This window comes from Candidatus Thorarchaeota archaeon, assembly GCA_013388835.1.
In the GTDB taxonomy this organism is placed as follows: Archaea; Asgardarchaeota; Thorarchaeia; order Thorarchaeales; family Thorarchaeaceae; genus JACAEL01.
Window position 1 is genome coordinate 1 of sequence record JACAEL010000048.1, and the last position, 15,970, is coordinate 15,970.

A 15,970-nucleotide genomic window follows, 5' to 3' on the forward strand; every position below is an offset into this window, starting at 1 on the left:
CATCCCGACTGCACCTTCGCCTATCACCATCGTCTTGAACAAGTAGCTGTATGCGTCAGGGTTTGTGCCAGGCCTTGGTGGCTTTGGAGTACGACTTCGAATCTCAGAAACGATAGAGCTCTCTACTCCACTGGGGATAACCGGTCTCTCTTCCACTGCCTCTGCGCCTGTTGCCGCTTCGGGTTCAGTCACCATCTTGCGGATGTCGTCTAGTAGGGCTTTGTCCGGAGTCTCGGGACTCTCCTCACCGAATAGCTTGTCGAGGAGACTCTCAGCAGCCTTCAAAGAGGCCTCGCTGACGACTGGCGCCTCGTCCTCAGCCTCCGCCTTCTGAGCGGCAGTGACGGGGCCAAACCCGGTTCCTGTGACTGATGCAAAGCCGGGCTCCTCAAAGATGATCTCCTTTGCTGAGTGCGACTCTCTCAGTTGCACAGGAGGTGCGCTTGCAGGGGCTGCAGTGGCCGTGCCGCCTTTCACGAGGATTGCGACTTCGGGTGTGGTCACCTGCTTCACCTTCCCCTCCAGGTCTGTCCACATCAGCACTATTGGACGGATAATGACAGACCCTTCCGCACGCGGATGAAGCTGGACCTCTACTCGCTTTGTCTCCTTGGGATCCAAGTCAAGTCTGATCTGCTGGGGGGTCACTTCCATGTGATCCTTCGGAAACCAGTACAGCTTGCCCGAGATGCCCTGTATTGGTTGGTCTGTTATGTTCATGACTGTCAGTAGCCCAGTCATTTGACCTCCGGTACTGCCCTCCAAGTCCACCTCAAACTTGGGAATCACCTGATAGAGCCCCTCAATGACCTTTAGTGGTTCGTCGGAGACCCCGACTAGCACTTCTCGACGATCATCACCACCAGCATCAGCAACAGCAATCGACAGAATCTTGCGACCTATGTCCACTGATGCCATCTCCTGCAGTTCAGCCATGTAAAGGCTGTAGAACACGATTTTGTAGTCGGATGTCGCTACGACAATCTCGTCCATGTGGTCAGCATTGAGCTCGGCTATTCGTATGGACAGTGCCTTGACATGCTCCAGAGTGGTGAACAGCTCCAGTTTGCTCTCCTCATTCCTGTAGATGCGGATTGAACCATCATGGGTAACAACACCCAACTCCATCTTCCTGTCGCCGAGCAGGTCTCCGGCGGCCAGAGAGATGACGGGGGAGGGCAGCTGGAGGACCTCTATCTGCTCAACAGAGTGGTCTCTCAGCTTGAAGACCCGCAGGGTCCGGTCTCTGTTGCCAATAATGATTTCCTCAATCTCGTCACCGATGACATCACAAGTCCCGATTGTAATTGGCATGTCATCCAGCTTGTAGGCGACAATCTCCTCCAGTTGGTTGTCCGTAGTGAGGTTTAGAATCCTGAAAGTGGAGTCACTGCCACCTGCAATTATCTTGTTCTTCCCATCTCCCGTTACATCGGTCACATAGACGGACGTGACGAACCTGTCAATCGGATGCTCTGCAAGAAGATCCAGTCGGCCACTTGGGTTGTAGCGGTATACCTGCAGCGTCCCGGTCTTGCCGGGCGTGTCACCAGGAGCGATGCTTCGACCGACGACTATTTCCATCTGGCCATCGTTGTTGGCATCAGCAATTCTGAGTGACAGGATGCTTCCCGGAAGGTCCAGCTGTGCAAGAAGACGGACTTCCTGTTGGTTGGCGTCATAGAGTCGCAGTATTCCATCACGACCACCTGTGCACAGCTCCGGACGTCCGGAGCCTGAAACATCACCTACAGCGATGGCGCTAGTGCTCAGGTCATCTTGAATCTCGAATAGTATGCGTGGAGACTTCAATTGTGTCGCCTTCCAAGTCGGGATGATGTCAATTTGGTCCCTCCACGATGCACGGGAGACTGAGATTGGTCATTGGGACAAGAAGAGATGAATAGAGAGGGCTTTTTTACTTTGTTGGCCCAGAGTCACAGCGGTCTCACAGGACATATAACCTTGATTTGCCCCCAGCGGGAGGAATACAGAATGGCCAAGCTCATCGTCAGGCATCTGAAGAAGACGTACTCAGACGACAATGGTTCGAACCTCGTGCTTGATGATGTGTCCTTCGAAGTGGCAGAGGGTGAATTCGTCAGCATACTAGGACCGAGTGGCTGCGGTAAGACAACCCTTCTGAAGATAATAGCAGGTCTTCTTCAGCCGGACTCGGGAGAGGTCCTCATCGATAATGTGCCTGTCTCCTCGGGCCAGAAGCAGGTGGGATACATCTTTCAGCAGGAGAGCCTCTTCCCATGGAGGACCGTGAGAAAGAACATCGAGTTTGGACTCGAGGTCTCCGGCGTGAGAGCGTCAGAGAGAAGAGCGCTTACTGAGGAGATGATAGAACTCATCAGAATGCGTGGGCAGGAGGACAAGTATCCACACCAGATCTCCGGCGGACAGGCACGCAAGGTCGAGATGGCCAGGAGTCTCATCACGTCGCCAGATGTACTAGTGTCCGACGAGGGCTTCTCGAATCTTGATGCCCAGACTAGGAACTATCTGCAGGTCGAGTTCCTCAGAATCTGGCAGGAGACAATGTCGACCATTCTCTTCGTCACTCACAATGTTGATGAAGCGGTCTTCATGTCCGACCGGATACTCATTCTCAGTAATACGCCTGCCAGAATCATAGGCGAATTCAGAGTCGACCTTCAGAGGCCCCGAGACCGTGCCTCTACGGGGTGTCTTGAATACAGAGCACGCATACTTGAGATGCTCCGTGTCGAGCAAGAGAAGGCACTCCTGAAGAGAGGGCTCTAGACCGAGACGTCCCTCCGCCAGACGAGAGCATGTCGCTCCATGTACAGTGACGCATAGGTGATGAGAAAACCAATCAGGCCAATCAGGAGCATCGCAGCAATAGTCTGACCGGTCTGACCGACCTGCTGGGTCACCAATACTAGATGACCAAGACCGACTGAACCGCCTATCATCTCGGCAGCCACAAGGCACATCCAACCGATACCAAAGCCAATCCTGAGCCCAGCAAAGACCTCGGGAGCGGCTGAGGGGATGACAATCTTCTGAAGTACCTGTGCTTCAGAGGCACCGAAGGTACTGGCCACATCGAGATGGACTGAGAGAGTCCTCTTTACCCCTGCTGTCGTGTTCAGAAGAATTGGGAAGAAGGCACCAATCCATATTATGAAGACCTGAGCTCCGAAGAAGTTGGACCGGAAGAGGAGGATGGATATTGGAATCCAGGCGATGGGGGGAATTGGGCGCATTGCTTCGACTACAGGTCCTATCATGGCACTGGCCAAGCGGTATCTGCCCACGGCCACCCCGAGAGGAATCGCAGTGCCCGCTGCAATCAGAAAGCCGACGGCGACCCGGGTCATGCTCACAGTGACATGTTCCGACAGGTAGTGGCCCTCGCTGTCACCTTCGAGAGAGAGCTTGATGAATGCTGCGGCTATGTCTGACAGTCCAATCCCCTGGGCAACGTAAGCAATGGTCTGCCACAAGACAAGTAGGGTCAGGAGCGGAATCAGTCCTCGGAAGAGCAAGTCCCTAGGGGACAGGGTCAAGAGACCTCGACTTGACCGAACAGGCTGTCGGTCAGCTGTTGACCGTCTGTGCTCTTGACCGCTCATGGTACCAGCCGTCTGACCGCGCATCTTTTCTCTCTGTCGATTGTCAGCTCATGGGGGGGACTCAAGGTAGGTTGTGTTGATGAAGACGTCAAGGAAGCTGTCAATGTCGCTCTTGTCCATCGAAACAAGCTCTTGGTCGATTAGGAACTCCAAGTAGACCCCGATGGCAGTCTTGTTCACATTGTAGTCGTAGATGATTCTGTTGAACGCAGTCTGGACGGTGGCGTTGTCTGCCTCAAGCCACTCCATGGCGATGGCCGTGGCGTTCGCAGGGTTTTCGTTGATCCACTGCTCTGCCCGCTTGTGAATATCGACAACCTTCTGGACTATGTCGGGGTGCGCCTCAGCAAAGGCGGATGATGTCGCGAGAATGCAACAGGGGTGGTTAGGCCATATGTCATGCGACTGCAGGAGAGGGACTGCCAGCTGGTCACGCTCACCAAACGCCGGAAATGGCTCCCATGCGACATAGGCGGGCTTCTCAGGAGTCAACGAGATGGCCATGTCTTGCGGACGCGCCTGCTCAAGCGTCAAGTCCTCTATCGAGTGTCCAGACTGGTTGAGAGCCAGTCTCAGCAGAAAGTTCTGAACAGTGGAAGGACCCGGATGAAACACGGTCTTGCCAATCAGATCATGGATGCTGGTGATTCGACCCGCATCATACTCACCCTTGTGAACCATGATTGCTGAGCCCTCAAGATTCGCAGCGGCAAGCACAGTGATGTTGATGTTCTGGTTGATGCTCTTGGTCAACGCTGGCGCCACACCCAAGTAGCCTATGTCAATCTGGCCAGCAGCAAACCCATCCATCTCGTATGCACCGTTGCCAAACTCAACAGTCTCGACGCGCAGACCGGCCTCAGTAAACCAGCCCTTCTGAAGGGCAACCCGTAACGCCAGCTGGTGCAGGTCCTTTGAGAGATATCCGATTCGGATGTCCGGCGGGGGTGGCGTCGTCCATACTGCTACGGTCACAACTGACGCGACCACGATGACAATTAGGACCAATGAGGCACCACTCTTGTTTTCCAATGGCATTCCCTCTTGACTGTGCCTTCTGTGTTGAACGTCTGTTTTAAACCGTAGCGTTCTGGCGGCCTCGCTCGCGACTTGACCTATGAAGAGGCGCGATTTGCCCATTGGAGTCTCCGGGTCCACTCGCCACTCTGATAAGGTTCAGTGCGAGGGCGCTCCGTACAAGGACCGTCAGTCAATTCACTCTTGATATGTGTCGAGACGTGATGTTTATCACCCGGTTGATTGGCACCGCAAGCAGGTCATGGTACAATGTCCCTCCGAAGCCGCATACCTGAACAACTCAGACTGGGTGACTCGGTGATATCCATATCACTTGAAGAAGAAGTGGGGGTCTTCCCTACATCGGACTACATTCTTGTGGAGATATCGCCAAAGGCCGGAAAGATCAACGTCTTGAAGATTGCACAGACAATCAGAGGACTGGTCAGACAGGGCCAGAAGGTCGTTGCAATAAGGGGCTATGGCTTCAAGGGCATCGGACTCTCAGTCAGAATAGCGCACGAGCTGAAAAAGGCCGAGAAAGCATTCGAATATGAGATGACATTCGATACCTTCGATGCAGCAGACCAAGACGGTCAACCTCAGACAAGCGTGCAGATAGTGGTCCTTCCCCCGGGGTAGACCAGAAGAGTCACCATCGTGACCGACTGAGATGTACGAGCCGTCTGATACTGTACGACAGGACAAAGCAGGTGTCAGACGACGTCTAGACGGGCTTGCTCTAACCATATCATCCACATTCCTAATACGACATGTCCAAGTAGACCCAGCTCATGGCAAGCTGCAGCAGAGCTATGGAACGGCTCAATCAACAGAGGCAAGAGCGTGATGGCAGATAAGAACGAAGGGAACCGACGTGAAGAGAGCGGCAAGCAGCGCTTCTTGTTCAAGACACGAATCTCCAAGGTCAAGTTTCCCGAGATGTGTCCAGTGTGTCTCGGAGAGCCGGAAGACCTCGTGTCGGTGACGATAGTCGAGCGATCAAAGCATGACAGAGCGGTCAGGAGTTCGGCGTTTGCTTGGGCGAGCAAGGGACGGGAGAACATCTCGCTTGTGGCAGCCTCAGGAGCCGCCACGTTCTGGGTTCCGACCTGCATGAGACATGGGACGAGGGGGCTTAGAAGCGACAGGATGAAACTGGTGCCGGTCATCACCTTCTTTTTGCTGTTCTACCCCGCGCTCTACTTCGTGCTCAGACTCATCAGTGCGCTGCAGGGAGGAACAGAGACACTCACACCAGCTATCGGTCTCACTGCCACGGCCAGCACGATTGTTGTGACAATGCTCTACGGCTTTCTTCCGCGAGCGCTGGAACGGACCCTACGATTCATCGACATCAACAAAGGCCAAGACACGGTGTTCCTTGAGATTACCAATGAGCAATATGCACAGGCCTTTCTCGAGCTGAACAGAATGTTCGTCGATGTGCTTTCGGGCGATAGGGCAAATGCTGAAACTGACAAACACTTAAGCGAATGAATGAATGCCTCTCGACTAGGGAGAAGCATGTACAGGAGGATGGACGTCTTCCGACTTCTGGTGGTCATCGCAGCGTCATTGGTACTTGCGTGCTCTCCGGGAGCGATTGCACTGCAATCACTAGGCTGCCCCTCTAACACAGTGGCTATGACGCATCATGCTGCACAGCATACGAGCTCACTAATGCTGTCAATAGATGACGACACGGACTTGGCATCATTTCCGGGCTCTGGCACGGCTGAGGATCCGTATGTGATATCTGGAATCATAATAGCAGGTTCTGATCTGGGAATAAGCGTCGCAAACACGAGGCGTCACTTCATCATCAGGAACTGCTCAATGAGTACCATACAGACCAGCGTGCGGTTTTCCAATGTCACCAATGGCGTGGTGGAAGCATGCAATCTGACTGGTTCCACAGGTGTCGCCATTCAGCTGTCGCAGAATTGCAGTGTCACGAGGAATAGAATAGTGGAATGCACCTACGGAATACAAATCGGGTACAGCTACCAGTGCATCGTGAAATACAACAGCATCTCGAGGTCAGGCTTTGGCATTGTTCTTGAGACCGCAAGCGAGATCACAGTCCATTCGAACGATGTCTTTGCAAATCAGAGAGGACTGTACGCAGCCGACACAAGCCATGACAACACGTTCTTTCTGAATTCAATCGGATGGAACGGTGAAAGCCTGCTCACGCACGATGACGCGTACGACGATGGCGAATCCAATCAGTGGGACAACGGAACAGTAGGCAACGAGTGGGAGGACCACGATGGGAGTGATGACTACTGGATTAGGGGAGATGCGAATGCACGCGACAGATTTCCGAACAGACTCGTAGATGATACTCCGCCTGTTGTCACTCTGTTTCCTGATGACATCGTGGTTGAAGAGGGAGGGCCCAATGTGCAACTCCAATGGCGTGGCAGTGACCGGTTTCCTAGGGAGTACGTGATCCTATTTGACCTGGAACCGTGTCTCCGGGAGCCATGGTCTGGAGAGACTGTGACGTTTATTGTTTCAGAAAGCGTGATTGGCGAGCACAACGTGACAGTCATGTTCCTTGACTTTGCCTACAATGCTGGGAGCCACTCAATACGAGTCACGATACTCCCACGCCTCTTTGGAAGCGGCACAGTACTCGTGCTCCATGCCTGCATCATGAGCGCCCTTTCAGTACTGGGTCTTGTTGTCCTTGTAAAGCTGCTCGGAGGCACATGACCGGCGGGTGACCGGGGTTCGGCGACATGGCAGGCCGGTCAATGGATGCGTGAGTTCGGCAAGATGCCCCTGTTCCCAATGCAGAAGATAGATAAGTCATTTACTGGGGCGTCGAACGTGCAATGCTCTAACGTGCGCAGAGATGAAATGAAATGTCGCTTGATTTCGCCAAAGGCATCACGGAGTTCCGCTGGCACGGAAGAGGTGGACAAGGAGTCGTGACCTCGAACCAGATGCTAGGGAAGGCCGCTCTCACAGAAGGCAACTATATTCAGGCCTTTCCCGAGTTCGGCCCAGAGAGGACTGGTGCTCCTGTCCGCGCATTCCTCAGAATCAGCAAATCTCCGATCACGGTCTACGCACAGGTGTACCATCCGGATGTGGTGGTCTGTATAGACCCGACACTTATCGATGTGATAAACCCATCAGAGGGGCTGAAGCCAGGAGGAGTACTTGTCCTGAACACCACCAAGACACCCGAAGAGATTCGGAAGAAGTTTGGTATGAAGGGAGGAAAGGTTGTGACGGTGGACGCCTCGAAGATTGCGCTTGAGGTCATGGGTAGAGCATTCTACAACATGCCCACGCTCGCTGCAGCAGTCGCAGCCTCCAAGACAGTGCGAGTCGAGACCGTGATAGACGAGGTACTTCACAGATACCCCGGAAAGGTCGGAGATCTCAACCGAGCAGCGATGGAGAGAGCAGTGAAGGAGGTTCAGGTGGGATGAGCGAGAGATTCGATCAGGTCCCCATTGCCGGGAACATCATCAAGCCGGGGAATGCAACTCAGTACAAGACTGGCGGTTGGCGGGCTGAGCGACCGGTACACACACCCGACAACTGTCTGTGGATCAAGAATGGGACGTGCGGTCGCTGCTGGATTCTGTGCCCTGACAGTGCAGTCAGACTCATCGAGAAGGATGGCAAGTACTCGTACGAATACGATTACGACTACTGCAAGGGCTGCGGCATATGTGCGAACGAATGCCCAACACAGAGCATAAGGATGGAGAGTGAATAGTGTCATGACAAAGCAAGTTCCACAGAGCGAGATTAGGATTGAAGGGCTGACCGGGGATGCAGCAATCGCTCACGCACTGAAGCAGTGTGACATCGACGTTCTCTCAGCGTATCCAATCACACCTCAGACGATAATCGTGGAGGACTTTCAGAAGTTCGCTGCGGATGGAGAGGTGAAGACGAGAGTGATACCGGTCGAGTCCGAACACAGTGCGCTGTCAGCATGTGTTGGTGCATCTGCACTTGGTGCAAGGGTCGCAACAGCGAGCGCTTCTGCAGGTCTGGCCCTGATGTGGGAGATTCTGTACTGCGCCGCCTCCATGAGACAACCCATTGTACTAGCGGTGGCAAACAGAGCACTCTCAGCACCCATCAACATCCACAACGACTGGAGCGACACGTACGGCGCGAGAGACAGTGGCTTCATCCAGCTCTATTGTCAGAGTTGTCAGGAGGCCTATGACACCACAATCATGGCGTTCAAGATTGCAGAGGACCACAGGGTGCTGCTACCTGTCATGGTGTGTATCGACGGATTCATCCTCAGTCACAACGTCGAACGGGTCGAGATGTTGCCTGACAAGGCGGTGCAAGACTTTGTGGGAGTGAGAGTGCCCTATCAAGTCCTTGATCCTGACAATCCCATCACCATGGGTCCTTTGTGTCTCACAGACTACTACTTTGAGTTCAAGGAACAACAGGACCGTGCAATGAAGGCAGTACCCGAGGTCTACAAGGCCGTGGAAGCCGAGTTCAAGGAGATGACTGGCCGTTCGTACGGAGTGGTGGAGAAGTACATGACAGATGATGCTGACATAATAGTCTTCACTCACAGCACCCCGGCGGGAACTGCAAAGGCAGTCGTCAATGCGATGAGAGAAAAGGGTGAGAAGGTCGGTCTGCTGCGACTGAAGATGTTCAGACCATTCCCTGCAGAGCAGGTCAGGGAGGCCGTCAAGAAGGCCAAGGCGGTGGCTGTCTTCGAGAAGTGTATGTCATTTGGCGCTCCCTCCAATCCTCTGGCACTTGAACTGAGAACCGCGCTCTATGACCTTGAGAAGAAGCCGATGGTGACAGACTTTGTCATCGGGCTAGGTGGCCGAGATGTACCTCCGACCACGATTGTTGATGGCATCGAGAAGACAAAGAAGTATCTCCAAGAGAGGAGTGCACCCATGTATGAGACCTTGGGGGTGAGAAAGTAATGGCTGTGAGTCTAAAGGACATGCTGAAGAAGGAGAGTATTCTGTCATCTGGACACAGGCTGTGTGCTGGATGTGCCGCGCCCACGGTCGTGAAACTGATGGGGATGGCACTTCGCGGTCCCACCGTGGTCTGTGAGGCAACGGGATGTCTTGAGGTCGCCACGACGATATACCCGTTCACTGCATGGAAGATACCATGGATCCATGTGGCCTTTGAGAATGCCGCTGCAGTGGCATCAGGTGTGTATGAGGCATTCCAAGCCATGAAGGCGAAGGGGCGGACAAAGTATGAGCACCTCGATGTAGTTGCCATTGGCGGCGACGGTGCTACGTTCGACATAGGCTTCGGTGCGCTGAGTGGAGCACTTGAGAGAGGTCATGACTTCGTGTACATGGTCTATGACAACGGAGCATATCAAAACACAGGCATTCAGAGGTCCGGAGCCACTCTGACCGGACAGGAGACCACAACGTCATGGGCGGGAAAGGTTGAGCCTGGCAAACTACAACGAAAGAAACCCATCTCAGAGATCGTGGCGGCGCACAAAATACCTTACGTCGCTACTGTGACCCCCTACCACTACAGAGACTTCGTCACCAAGTTTCGCAAGGCCCTTGAGGTCGAGGGCCCAGCATTCATTCACGCGTTTTCCCCCTGTCCGAGAGGCTGGAGGTCTGAAACCGGAAAGACGATGGAGCTCGCGAGACTGGCTGTGGAAACCGGAGTCCATCCGTTGTATGAGATTATCAACGGGGAGGAGTATGTCATGTCTGCTCCCAGCAAGAGCCTGAAGGAACTGAAGCCACTTGACGACTTCATGAAGCCCCAAGGCCAGTTCAAGCACCTCTACAGGCCCGAGTGGGAGAGCTTCAGACTGAAGATCCAAGAACAGATCACAGCAGACTGGGAACTCCTCAAGAAGAAGTGTGGTGTCTAAAGCGTTATGGGGACCGGGGCCTTGTGCCCCGGTCATTCTCTCTCCCAGCCGTGTGGTCCCAGTCAGGCGGAGCTGCATACCGTCATCTTTGTGGCCGGCCTGTCTCGATTCGTCGTTTCTCGGAGAAACAACTGTGCACATACGCATCCGTGTTCTGGATGCGGGACTCCTGTCTGCCCATGCAACGACGCTGAGACCATATGTTGACAGCAATCGAGTCGCTGGTTCAGCCTCTAGGGCAGCAGTATCGCCCGGAAATGCACAGTGAAGCACGGTACGCAGGTGTCACACAGCAGTGTAGTCCAATAGAGATTACGCATCGACGAAACAGCCGCGGCCATGGGCATGCGTGTTCTTCGTGAACTTGGTGGTTGTTCTCAACACTGTTCTGAGGCTCAGGACACTCTTGAACTGACAAACGGCCCAAATACCTTAATATGCGTGAACGGGGTTCAGACCATATATCGGACATCTTCGGATGAAAGACAACACGACGGAGTAAAGGACCAATGGCTTGCCCAGAGTTCAACGCAGCAGAAAACAAGTGTGGTGTCGACGGCTTCAAGTTCTACAAGGGGATGAATAAGCCCTGTGAAACCCCAGGGATGAACAAGAGCAAGTGTCCTCGATTCGCAATGAAGTAGAACGACTGCCGGCATCCAAACTGTAGTATACCACAAGAACAACAGTCATGGGGGCTGTTGTTCTTGTCTGTTAATTCTGATGAGTTGTGCACCATGGTATGCTTGTGACCTCTGTAGACCAAGTACAAGCTTCGACATGAGAGGGACCGGGTGACTCCTCACTGTTTCTTCTCGCGGCCACAGAGAAATTCCATGTTACGGGAATCGGGACTTGGGTGGCTTTTCGCAGTGCGGAGCAAAGATTATAGTGGACAGGTTCACAGGAACAGACTGGTGACATGAAGCGGTGAAGGCATACATCTTGGTGAAGACCCAAATTGGGATGGAAGCGCATGTCCTGAGAGAACTGAACGAACTGCAGTATACCGAAGAGGCGCACGAGGTCTTCGGTGGCTACGACATAGTAGTGGAGGTCCGAGGAAGAGACATGGAGGCCATAGTCGAGATCCTGACGTCCAAGATCCGAAAGATCAGTGGCATCTCTGAGACCCAGACACTACTGGTAATAGATGCCGAGGTGGACATGACATCATCGAGCCTTGCGAATCCGTAGTCTGGCGTTCGTGCACGAATCTGTTAAATGCTACTTGGTCTCCATTCGTATTGGGACCAAACAAAGGAGTGTGTCCACGATTCCTGTCAAGAGTCTTTCCAGAAAGCCCTATCTGCTCATGCTCCAAGACGAGTCTGGAGCAATAGCGCCGGTCAAACCGGATGTCAGCCTGGTCAACTCCAACACTGCACTCATTGTACTGGACGAGTACAATGACACCTGTTGGATATGGGTTGGTCGCAATGTCAGCATGCCCACTCGAATGCACGCATTGCGTATGGGAAAGGGAGCCCAGAAGAGCGGCCACAAGGTGAAGGAAACCAACATTGGCATGGCATTGTCCAAGCTCGTCGAGCTGATGGAGAAGGACGACAGTGATCCAGCTGTTGCATCGGAGATCTCGGCATTCAGGGCAATGCTCAGCAAGAAGTGGAAGATTGAGGACGACTATCTTGCATTCGACGAGTCAAAGGCCGCGGAGTACACTGTGGAGCGCCCGACAATCAGAGAGACAGCTGTCCCGTCACATGAGAGAGTTGCAAGACCTGAGGCAAAGACAGCAGTGGCGGCACCTGCATCACGTGTTACAGAGAAACCAGCTAGTGCTGGACCGCCCACCCCAGCACCAAAGAGCTCGGTTGCGGTTGAACACAAGTTGGCTTTTCTCCTGTACTCAGCAGTAAAGAACTCGGACCTGATATACACCGAGCGATTCACTCGCGATGGAAAGATGGGTGTGAAGATTGAAGTGCCAGGCACAATGGTGATAGAGGCTCAGGTGAGCGGAGACCAGCTCGTGATCAGCCCACCCAACTTCGGTGACTCAGAGGAGGCCAAGAAGGTCAAGGCGGAGTACGAGAGCTGGCTGAAGAAGATATAGTCCTTCAGTACATTGCACAGCAAGCATTGTCGGCCGCAGACTGTCAGCAGCTATGCAACTGCGTCGTCTCAGTCCGATACCAGTAGCTGTATAGAGTACTGAAACCTAGAGACGCATACAGGCGCTTTGCGATGGCGTTGTTCTGCTCGACCTGAAGGTACGCTGTCTGCGCGCCTCGGTCTGCGGCCCACCTTGCCAATGCCCGGTTCATGCTGGTTGCAGCACCTCTGCGGCGATATTGTTCCATGATGACCAGAGAGAAGATACCAAGATAGGTCCCGTCAAGAACACCGAAACACACTCCGGCCTCATCGCCATCCACCAGAGCGGTGACGAACACCTTGTCTTGCTGCACTCGCTGCATTATCTCCCCGCGGACCTTCAGCTGAGCGGCATCATAGTGGGCAGCCGCTCCATATAGGGCCAGCCAAGATGCCGACATCTCCGAGTCCAGCCGGGTTTCGACCTCAATGGGCCCAAGCGACAAACGACCGATAGGCGAAGTCTGTACATCGACTACGAGTTCTCTCTTGAGCCCCCTCTCGGAGAGGAAAGAGTCCAAACCATCAGGCTTGGATGCCTCGGTCATCTGAAAGTACACCGGCAGACCACGATGCATGTAGAACTCACGGACCTGACTCAGCGCATCGTCAAGGTTCTCGGTATTGGGGTCTTCGACGGGAAGGACACTGTTGGCTCGTCGTGTGACGCCGCGGGTTGCGCGCAGCAGCCAGCCACCAAGAACAGACACCTCTTCGGCAGGCCACGCTCGATGTGAAACTGACTCTAGCTCCAGGACTCGGTCTGGCAAAGGCATCGGGCAGGTGTTGACGCGCTGTTCATGTAAACGTGTCTGTAGCCGAATAGTTCTAATCAGAGACTCAGCGCAGACAGGGCGAGGTATTCACCTTGAGTCAGATTCGCCGAAACCTGATGCTTGGAGAATGGGTGATTGTGACTCCCAAGAGAGCGTCCAGGCCATTTCAAGACAGGGAACAACAATGCCCGTTCTGTCCCGGTAGACCTGGAACGGAGGGCGACTGGAGGGTATTGACACTGGAGAACAAGTATCCAGCTCTGTCACCGGAGGCGGGATTCTTTCCGCTGAACGAGGCCATCGTCATGGAGGCTCCCGGATATGGCTACTGCAGAGTGATTGTGCTGTCGAGAGATCATGACAGACAAATGGAGAGTATGAGCGAAGACGAGGTCGCGTGTGTGCTGGATGAATACCTGAGAGTCTTCCGCGAACTCGACTCAAGGGAAGGAGTCCGTTATGTGCTTCAGTTCGAGAACAGAGGGCGTTCGATTGGAGTGAGCATCGACCATCCGCATGCACAGGTATACGCGTTGCCATTTGTCCCGCCCAGAATAGAGCGCGAGATGTCACAGTCGGCCAGACTCTGGAGAGAGGAGGAGAAGTGCCTGGTGTGCGAACTCCTGGCAAATGAACTCAAGTCAAGGGACCGAGTGATCTACGAGAACAACCACTTCGTGTCGCTGGTACCCTTTGGAGCCAGGCTCCCCTATGAGGTTCACATCTACCCGAGAGAACACTGTTCGTCCCTCGCGGACATGGAGAGTACTCTTGGGGACCTTGGCATGGCCATAAGAGACACTGTGACAAGGTTCTCGCGCGTGTTCGACGAGAACGCGTACACAATGGTATTCCATACCAGACCATCCGGTGAAGAAACCCCCTACTGGCACTTCCATGTGGAGTTCTACCCGCCTTGGCGTGACCGGACCAGACTGAAGTATCTTGCAGGCGTAGAAAGCGGAGCGTGGACCTACACCAACGATTCTAGTCCCGAAGACAAAGCAAGAGAGCTCAGAGAGGCGACCTAGTTGATTGTACCAGAACGAATAGCTGCTGCATTCACCAAGGAGTTTGGAACCCCCAGAGATGGCGCGACTGTCAGCAGGGCGCCGGGCAGAGTAGAGGTGTTGGGAAACCACACCGACTACAACGGAGGAGCGGTCTTGGCTGCCGCAATCGAGAGATACGTCTGGTCAATAGGCATCAGAAGTGGTGCAATCAGAGTCCACTCGGTTGACTATGCAGAGACTGTCGACATAGAAGAGACGGGGATGGGCATGGAGGTTGTTCATGCTTGGCATTCGTATGTCCGTGGGGTCTACTGGGCGTTTCGGCGTCGAGGACGGGAGACTGTGCCTATGCTGGCGGCTGTCGGGGGCGATGTGCCTATCGGTGCAGGACTGAGCTCATCAGCGGCCCTCGAGGTTTCCCTTGTGAACCTCATTCACAGACTCTCAGGCGGCAGTCTTGAACCAAAGAGCCTAGCGATGCTGGCGTTTGAGGCGGAGAGAATATACTGCAATGTAGCCTGTGGCGTGATGGATCAGTTCGCCTCGCAGTTATGCAAGCCCGACTCACTATTGGCCATTGACTGCGCGAAGATGGCAACAAAGGACATTCCACTGGACATCGGAGCTCGACTGGTGGTGGTGGACTCGGGGGTCTCACGGGCGGCCGGCGACGCTCTCAACACGAGGAAGGAGGAGTGCAGACAGGCACTGCAGACACTCAACAAGGATGGTTGGGCCCTCTCTAACTTGGTTGACATAGACCCACGACACCTCCCGCAGGCTGAGTCAGTCCTGTCCACAACACTGGGCATGAGAACCAAGCATGTGGTGATGGAGAACGCACGGGTGAAACAGGGAATACTCCTGCTTCAGGACGGCAGACTGCAGGAATTCGGCAGACTGATGTACGAGTCTCATGAGAGCTCACGAGACCTCTACGAGGTGTCTCATCCCAGACTGGACCTCCTTGTCGAGTTGTCAAGAAACCATCCTGCCGTCCTAGGTGCGCGCATGACAGGTGCAGGTCTTGGAGGCGCGATACTCGCCTTGGTCAAAGAGAAGCACGTCGAGGACTACATGCGGTCAATTGTGCGTTTCTACGAGAAAGAAACCGGCCTGACTCCACGGGTCATTGCAGGACGCGTGCCGGGCGGGGTTGTTACCACCACGCTGTGACAACACTACCTCTCATGGGCGGCAAAGCCCTTCTTGATCACCGTGTCGACTGTCTCACTGCTTCTGTATGGGTAGTCCTTGTTGTAGTGCGCCCCCCGGCTCTCTCTTCTCATCCTTGCCATCTTGATTATGAGCTCTGCGACTGTCGCTATGTTCCTCAGTTCCACCAAGTCTGGAGTTATCTTGAAGTCCCAGTAGAACTGCTCTATCTCCTTCGCAATGAAACCAATCCGATTCCTCGCACGTATCAGTCGTTTGCGTGAGCGCACAATCCCGACATAGTTGGTCATTATCGAACGGATCTCATCCCACATGTGGTTTATGACCACAAGCTCATCAGCATCCGTAGCATGTCCCGAATCCCATGGCGGAATG

17 protein-coding genes are annotated in these 15,970 nt (G+C 54.0%); 12 read left to right on the forward strand and 5 right to left on the reverse strand.

Going from position 1 to position 15,970, the window contains the following annotated elements:
* The coding region (locus HXY34_08655; protein ID NWF96200.1) for a WD40 repeat domain-containing protein at nt 1-1,812 on the reverse strand (1,812 nt) is incomplete at its 3' end.
* Nucleotides 1,813-1,995: 183 nt separating this feature from the next.
* Here HXY34_08655 and HXY34_08660 point away from each other — a divergent pair.
* Nucleotides 1,996-2,772, forward strand: coding sequence for an ABC transporter ATP-binding protein (locus HXY34_08660; protein NWF96201.1), 777 nt, complete (start codon nt 1,996-1,998; stop codon nt 2,770-2,772).
* On the opposite strand, the gene HXY34_08665 is transcribed toward HXY34_08660, so the two are convergent.
* Together HXY34_08665 and HXY34_08670 are read right to left on the reverse strand one after the other, a co-directional pair.
* Nucleotides 2,769-3,542 carry an ABC transporter permease gene (locus HXY34_08665; protein ID NWF96202.1) on the reverse strand — a complete coding sequence of 258 codons (774 nt, stop codon included), beginning with the start codon at nt 3,540-3,542 and terminating at the stop codon, nt 2,769-2,771. The two genes, HXY34_08660 and HXY34_08665, sit on opposite strands and share 4 nt — an antisense overlap.
* Nucleotides 3,543-3,656: 114 nt before the next feature.
* Nucleotides 3,657-4,640: an ABC transporter substrate-binding protein gene (locus HXY34_08670; GenBank protein NWF96203.1), complete on the reverse strand. Its 984-nt coding sequence runs from the start codon at nt 4,638-4,640 to the stop codon at nt 3,657-3,659.
* A gap of 255 nt (nt 4,641-4,895) precedes the next feature.
* On the opposite strand from HXY34_08670, the gene HXY34_08675 reads away from it, so the two are divergent.
* The 9 genes from HXY34_08675 to HXY34_08715 all read left to right on the forward strand — a co-directional run bounded on the left by HXY34_08675 (nt 4,896) and on the right by HXY34_08715 (nt 12,589).
* Nucleotides 4,896-5,267: a hypothetical protein gene (locus HXY34_08675; protein ID NWF96204.1), complete on the forward strand. Its 372-nt coding sequence runs from the start codon at nt 4,896-4,898 to the stop codon at nt 5,265-5,267.
* Nucleotides 5,268-5,474: 207 nt separating this feature from the next.
* Nucleotides 5,475-6,125, forward strand: coding sequence for a hypothetical protein (locus HXY34_08680; protein NWF96205.1), 651 nt, complete (start codon nt 5,475-5,477; stop codon nt 6,123-6,125).
* A 39-nt stretch (nt 6,126-6,164) separates the two neighbouring features.
* The gene (locus HXY34_08685) at nt 6,165-7,349 is read left to right on the forward strand and encodes a right-handed parallel beta-helix repeat-containing protein (GenBank protein NWF96206.1); all 1,185 of its coding nucleotides are present in this window, start codon (nt 6,165-6,167) and stop codon (nt 7,347-7,349) included.
* 152 nt (nt 7,350-7,501) lie between these two features.
* A complete protein-coding gene (locus HXY34_08690) occupies nt 7,502-8,077 on the forward strand; it encodes a 2-oxoacid:acceptor oxidoreductase family protein (GenBank protein NWF96207.1) in 576 nt (191 codons plus the stop codon).
* Nucleotides 8,074-8,370, forward strand: coding sequence for a 4Fe-4S binding protein (locus tag HXY34_08695; protein ID NWF96208.1), 297 nt, complete (start codon nt 8,074-8,076; stop codon nt 8,368-8,370). The genes HXY34_08690 and HXY34_08695 overlap by 4 nt, the downstream gene beginning before the upstream one ends.
* A 4-nt stretch (nt 8,371-8,374) precedes the next feature.
* On the forward strand, nt 8,375-9,574 hold the full coding sequence (gene porA / locus HXY34_08700; GenBank protein NWF96209.1) for a pyruvate ferredoxin oxidoreductase: 1,200 nt from the start codon (nt 8,375-8,377) through the stop codon (nt 9,572-9,574).
* Nucleotides 9,574-10,512, forward strand: a complete 939-nt coding sequence (locus tag HXY34_08705) for a pyruvate ferredoxin oxidoreductase (protein ID NWF96210.1) — start codon at nt 9,574-9,576, stop codon at nt 10,510-10,512. The genes porA and HXY34_08705 overlap by 1 nt, the downstream gene beginning before the upstream one ends.
* Nucleotides 10,513-11,442: 930 nt before the next feature.
* Nucleotides 11,443-11,709 (forward strand): Lrp/AsnC ligand binding domain-containing protein, encoded by a 267-nt coding sequence (locus HXY34_08710; GenBank protein ID NWF96211.1) that lies wholly within the window; start codon nt 11,443-11,445, stop codon nt 11,707-11,709.
* Between the two features lie 70 nt (nt 11,710-11,779).
* The gene (locus HXY34_08715) at nt 11,780-12,589 is read left to right on the forward strand and encodes a hypothetical protein (protein NWF96212.1); all 810 of its coding nucleotides are present in this window, start codon (nt 11,780-11,782) and stop codon (nt 12,587-12,589) included.
* A gap of 43 nt (nt 12,590-12,632) precedes the next feature.
* Here the strand turns inward: HXY34_08715 and HXY34_08720 are convergent, their stop codons facing one another.
* Entirely contained in the window at nt 12,633-13,400 is a 768-nt protein-coding gene (locus HXY34_08720; GenBank protein ID NWF96213.1) for a GNAT family N-acetyltransferase, read from the reverse strand.
* Nucleotides 13,401-13,498: 98 nt separating this feature from the next.
* On the opposite strand from HXY34_08720, the gene galT reads away from it, so the two are divergent.
* Together galT and galK are read left to right on the forward strand one after the other, a co-directional pair.
* On the forward strand, nt 13,499-14,437 hold the full coding sequence (gene galT, locus HXY34_08725; GenBank protein ID NWF96214.1) for a galactose-1-phosphate uridylyltransferase: 939 nt from the start codon (nt 13,499-13,501) through the stop codon (nt 14,435-14,437).
* Nucleotides 14,438-15,595 (forward strand): galactokinase, encoded by a 1,158-nt coding sequence (galK, locus tag HXY34_08730; protein NWF96215.1) that lies wholly within the window; start codon nt 14,438-14,440, stop codon nt 15,593-15,595.
* A 5-nt stretch (nt 15,596-15,600) separates the two neighbouring features.
* On the opposite strand, the gene HXY34_08735 is transcribed toward galK, so the two are convergent.
* Nucleotides 15,601-15,970, reverse strand: a 370-nt coding sequence (locus HXY34_08735; protein ID NWF96216.1) for an L-aspartate oxidase, incomplete at its 5' end; no start/stop codon positions are given.